Source organism: Pseudomonadota bacterium (genome assembly GCA_010028905.1).
Taxonomy (GTDB): Bacteria; Vulcanimicrobiota; Xenobia; order RGZZ01; family RGZZ01; genus RGZZ01.
In genome coordinates this window covers 1-4,724 of sequence record RGZZ01000395.1, presented here as the reverse complement: position 1 = coordinate 4,724, position 4,724 = coordinate 1, and the positions used below count along the sequence as shown (strand labels likewise).

The 4,724-nt window shown below is 67.5% G+C and carries 5 protein-coding genes; 4 read left to right on the top strand and 1 reads right to left on the bottom strand.

Going from position 1 to position 4,724, the window contains the following annotated elements; translation table 11 throughout:
• Nucleotides 1–540: hypothetical protein (locus EB084_19830; protein ID NDD30515.1), on the bottom strand; the 540-nt coding region annotated here is incomplete at its 3' end.
• A gap of 158 nt (nucleotides 541–698) precedes the next feature.
• Between EB084_19830 and EB084_19825 the strand changes: the two genes are divergently transcribed.
• The 4 genes from EB084_19825 to aroF all read left to right on the top strand — a co-directional run bounded on the left by EB084_19825 (nucleotide 699) and on the right by aroF (nucleotide 4,599).
• The gene (locus tag EB084_19825; GenBank protein ID NDD30514.1) at nucleotides 699–1,064 is read left to right on the top strand and encodes a DUF805 domain-containing protein; all 366 of its coding nucleotides are present in this window, start codon (nucleotides 699–701) and stop codon (nucleotides 1,062–1,064) included.
• A gap of 57 nt (nucleotides 1,065–1,121) precedes the next feature.
• Nucleotides 1,122–2,030, top strand: a complete 909-nt coding sequence (locus EB084_19820) for a hypothetical protein (protein ID NDD30513.1) — start codon at nucleotides 1,122–1,124, stop codon at nucleotides 2,028–2,030.
• A gap of 82 nt (nucleotides 2,031–2,112) precedes the next feature.
• Nucleotides 2,113–2,625, top strand: coding sequence for a hypothetical protein (locus EB084_19815; GenBank protein NDD30512.1), 513 nt, complete (start codon nucleotides 2,113–2,115; stop codon nucleotides 2,623–2,625).
• Nucleotides 2,626–2,682: 57 nt separating this feature from the next.
• On the top strand, nucleotides 2,683–4,599 hold the full coding sequence (gene aroF / locus EB084_19810; protein NDD30511.1) for a 3-deoxy-7-phosphoheptulonate synthase: 1,917 nt from the start codon (nucleotides 2,683–2,685) through the stop codon (nucleotides 4,597–4,599).
• Nucleotides 4,600–4,724: the final 125 nt, after the last annotated feature.

Sequence of the window (4,724 nt, the reverse complement as noted above, 5' to 3'; positions counted from 1 at the left end):
GTTGCCCGCCATGTCGAGGCATCCGAACGGAGACGCTCCTTCGGGATATGCGCCGACAGGCGTCGGCCATCCATCTGCCCCTTTCAGCGTGCACAAACCGTTCCGGCACTTCGAGGCGTCCCAGACGTCGCCCCACGGGTAGGTTCGCCCCGACGCCCCGCGCGCGGCGTACTCCCACTCTGCCTCAGTCGAAAGGCGAAGCTGGGCCCACTTCGCATAGGCGATGGCGTCGAACCAGGTCACCCCAACAACAGGGCACGCCTCGCCCCACTTGCGCGCACACGCCTCCCAGTCGCCCGGGGTCTGATGCCCCGTGGCCGCGACAAACCGACGATACTGCGCATTGGTGATGGGCGTCCTGGCCATCCAGAAGGAAGATATCGAGACTCTGTGAACAGGCCTCGCGAGCACATCGTCTGCGGCCCCCATCCTGAACTCCCCCCCAGGGATGAGGATGAGCACCGTGCCATCGATCTCGTTCTCCGCCTCGTCGAACCCCTGTGCGTTCTTCCCCAGATAGCGACATCCGTTGATGAACATCGCGTCTCCTCCCGCGTGCCGTGTTTGCATCAGACTTTTCGCCCCCCCCTCTCCCCTGCCCTGTCGAATCAGGCCTGGTCAGCGCGTGCCCGCAGGAAGTACCGTTCCGATCTTGAATCACATTCAGATTGTAGACATAGAAAGTAGAGGATACGCAAATGGGCGAGTTCATGTTGGCGCTGGCGAATGCGACCAACTTCGGCGGACGCTCGCGACGTCGAGAGTACTGGATGTTCGTGCTGTTCCAGGCGCTGGTCATGTTTGCTGTGTCGGCGGTCTGCGCGTTCGCCGCGTCCGCGACCCACATCAATGCGCTCGCAGGACTCCCTGGCCTGCTGGCTTTATTGCTGATCCTGCCCGGCTTCGCGGTGGCCATACGTCGCCTGCACGACGTCGGCAAGAGCGGCTGGTACCTGCTGGTAAACCTGGTGCCCCTCATCGGTTCGCTGTGGTTCCTGCTGCTCATGGTCAGAGACAGCGAGCCAGGCGTCAACCAGTACGGTCCGAACCCCAAGGGGTACTGATCGCGTCGACCTCGGCGATTGGGAAGGACCCCCACCCCCACGGGCGAATCCTCGCCCGTGCCTTCCCCACCCAGCGTCCTCTCCCAGTCGCCGTCTCCCCCGTGCGTGGTGCGCTTCTCTCCGCGGGGCCATCTGCTTGCCGCGGGTCACCCCGATGGCGGCCTCACGCTCTGGAGCGTCGACGTCGCCCCCCGCCGCCTCGGCCAGGGCGCAAACCCTGACGCGGTGGCCGACGTGCTGTACTCGCCCCGCCTCTCGCTTGCAGTGGCGCGCACCGCGGAGCACCTGCGCGGCTGGGCCCTGCCCGACGTTCGCGAGACCTTCGCCTGGCATGTGGGCCCCATCGACGACGCCACCTTCCTGCCCGACGGCAACCACGTACTCGTGGCGGGCGATGGGCGATTCCGCATCGTCGATCTGCGCGACGGCCGAACCACACGCGAAGCCCCGCTCGGCGACGTGTCGCGCATGCGGTTCGTCATCGAGAGCAAGCGTGACTGCCTCGTGGCCCTGACCTGGGCCCAGGGAGAGGTTCGCCTCGAGACCCGCGCCCTCGACACCCTCGAGCCGTTGTCGGCCGTAACCGTTCCGCCAGAGACCAAGGCCTTCACCCTCGCGCCGGATGGCCTCACCGCTGCGCTCTCGCACACCCGCGGCATCACCCTGGTGAACCGCGCCGATGGTCACGCGCGCACCACGCTCAACGACCCCGAGCCCTCCACGCCCGACCCCGCCACCACGGCCGCGTGGACCCGCGGCGTGTTCTCGGCCGAGGGCCGCCTGCTGGCCGCTGGCGCGCCAACCGGCCGCGTGACGCTGTTCGACACCGCGCGCGGGCAGGCAGTGATGAGCCTCGAAGGGCACGCGGGCGCCATCACCGACGTCGACATGCTGCACGGCCGCAGCACGGTGGCCACCTGCGGCGTCGACGGCACCGTGCGACTCTGGAGCCTGGCCCGACGGTAGGAGGGCATCTCTGACGGCCAGAAGAACGACGACGTCGGGGGCATTGCGCGCATCGTCAACACCCCCCCAATCGAGGTGCACCATGACGCAATCGTCTTCCTCACCGCTCCTGCTGGTCAATAAGCTGGCGCCACCATTGGCACTCTTCCTGTTCGAGGCCTTCGTCATGCAGTCGCCCCTTGGATTCGTCTCGATCATCGGCGCCCTGTGTGGACTTGGAAGCGTGGCAATTCAGGTCTACCAGAAGACCTTGCCGAAGAACATCGCCGCGATTGCCGCCCTGGTGTGGTTGCTCGTCCCCGTCGCCACCTTCGGCTTCAACGCGTACAACAACCAGCTGGCACAGACGCGCGCCCAGCAGGTCATCGCCGCCTGCGAAGACTACCGTGCCGCAAACGGGAGGTATCCCCGTTCACTCAGCGATCTCGTACCGCGTTACTTTCCCGAAGTGCCCCGAGCCAAGATCGGGGGAATGTATGGCAGCTTCATGTACATCACCGGCGAGAAGTCCACCCTGCTGATCTGGACCGTCGTCCCCCCGTTCTACCGCTTTGTTTGGAACTTCGAGGAGAAGCGCTGGGGCCACTTCGACTGACGCCAGCCGCCCTCGAGCGCTCACGCCCACACACCACCCCCCCGAAATGAGCCATCCATGATCGTTGTCATGAAACCCTCGGCCACCGAAGCCCAGATCGACGCCGTCGTCGCGCGCCTCGCCGATCGCCATCTCGAGACCCGCGTGCTGCGGGGCGCCGAGCGCCCGGTCATCGCGGTCATCGGCAAGGTGAGCCTCGACCCGCGCGAGTTCGAGACCCTGCCCGGCGTGGCTGAGTGCACCCGCATCTCTCGCCCCTACAAGCTGGCCAGCCGTGAGTGGAAGGCCGAGCCCACGGTGGTGAACGTGGGCGGCTACGCCATCGGAGGCCCTCAGCTCGTGGTGATGGCGGGGCCCTGCTCAGTGGAGAGCCGGGAGCAGCTGCTCGAGGCGGCGGCCGCCTGCCACGCCGCGGGCGCGCACATCTTGCGGGGCGGAGCCTTCAAGCCGCGCACCTCGCCCTATGCGTTTCAGGGAAAGGGAGAGGAGGGGCTGCAGCTGCTCGCCGAGGCGCGGGCGCTGCACGGCATGCCCATCGTCACCGAGGTGGTGACGGCCGAGCACGTGCCGCTGGTGGCGAAGTACAGCGACATCGTGCAGATCGGCGCACGCAACATGCAGAACTTCGAGCTGCTGAAGGCGGTGTCAGAGATCGACCGCCCCGTTCTGCTCAAACGCGGCATCTCGGCCACCATCGAAGAGCTGCTCATGGCCGCCGAGTACATCTTGAGCGGGGGCAATCCCCACGTCATGCTGTGCGAGCGCGGCATCCGCACCTACGAGACCGCCACCCGCAACACCCTCGACCTCTCGGCCGTGCCCGTTCTGCGCGCCCTCACCCACCTGCCCGTCATCGTCGATCCGAGTCACGGCACCGGCCACCGCCCGTACGTGGCCCCCATGGCCATGGCCGCGGTGGCGGCGGGCGCCGACGGCATCATGATCGAGGTGCACCCCAACCCCGAGGTGGCCCTCAGCGACGGCCCCCAGAGCCTGTATCCGCACATGCTCGAACGCCTGCTGCGCGACGTCGAGGTGGTGGCTCCCGTGGTGGGGCGTCACCTGCCGCGCCCCACGCGACCGACGCGCCGCGCGCACGCGGAGGCCTCAGCGACCCACTCCACCCAGACCGACGCCCCCGCAGCCGCGCCTGAAACGCTCACCGCGCCGACCAACACGGTGGCCTACCAGGGCCAGGCCGGCGCCTTCAGCGAGAAGGCGGCGCGCCAGTTCTTCGGGCCTGACGCGTCGCTGCTGCCGAACCCGAGCTTTCGCAGCGTGTTCGAAGCCGTGGCGCGCGGGGAGGCTGCCTACGCTGTGCTGCCCATCGAGAACTCGCTCACCGGCAGCATCCACGAGAACTACGACCTGCTGCTCGAGCACGATCTGCACATCGTGGGCGAGCTCAAGCTGCGCATCGTGCACACCCTCATCGGGCAGCCTGGTGCGAATCTCGATGACGTCGACACGGTGTACGCCCACCCCCAGGCGGCCGGTCAGTGCGAGGCCTTCCTGCGCAAACGCGGATGGCGCGTGGTGAACGTCTACGACACCGCGGGCAGCGTGGCCCACGTGAAGGCGCTGGGCGACGCCCGCGCCGCCGGCATCGCGGGCCCGCACGTGGCGGCCCTCTATCGAATGGAGACGCTGGCCGAGTCGATTGAAGACAACCCCAGCAACTTCACCCGCTTCATGGTGCTCGCCCGCGACCCCGCGCCCCGCGCAGACGCGAACAAGAGCACCCTGGTGTTCCGTGCCGAGAACCGCCCCGGCGGCCTCCTGGCCGTGCTCGACGCCATCGCGAAGGCGGGGCTGAACATGGTGCGGCTCGAGTCTCGCCCCATTCACGGCACGCCGTGGCAGTACATGTTCTATGTCGACCTCGAGGGCATCGTCGATGACGCCGCTGTCGACGCCTTGCGCCTGACGGCGCCCTTCGTGCGCGTGCTCGGCGCCTATCACAGCGCGGTGTGACCGGATTTCACGGCGATTTTGCGTCGGTTGCGGTGAAATTTCACCGTCTGTGAGTAGACTGCGCCCATCGATCTGACGCGCGCGCAGACGCCGCGGCGCGCGTCCTCTGAAAGGGCCTGTCTCGC

Coding starts and splice junctions, on each gene's coding strand:
- EB084_19815 (NDD30512.1), top strand. CDS start 2,113: ATGACGCAATCGTCTTCCTCACCGCTCCTGCTGGTCAATAAGCTGGCG.
- aroF (NDD30511.1), top strand. CDS start 2,683: ATGATCGTTGTCATGAAACCCTCGGCCACCGAAGCCCAGATCGACGCC.
- EB084_19825 (NDD30514.1), top strand. CDS start 699: ATGGGCGAGTTCATGTTGGCGCTGGCGAATGCGACCAACTTCGGCGGA.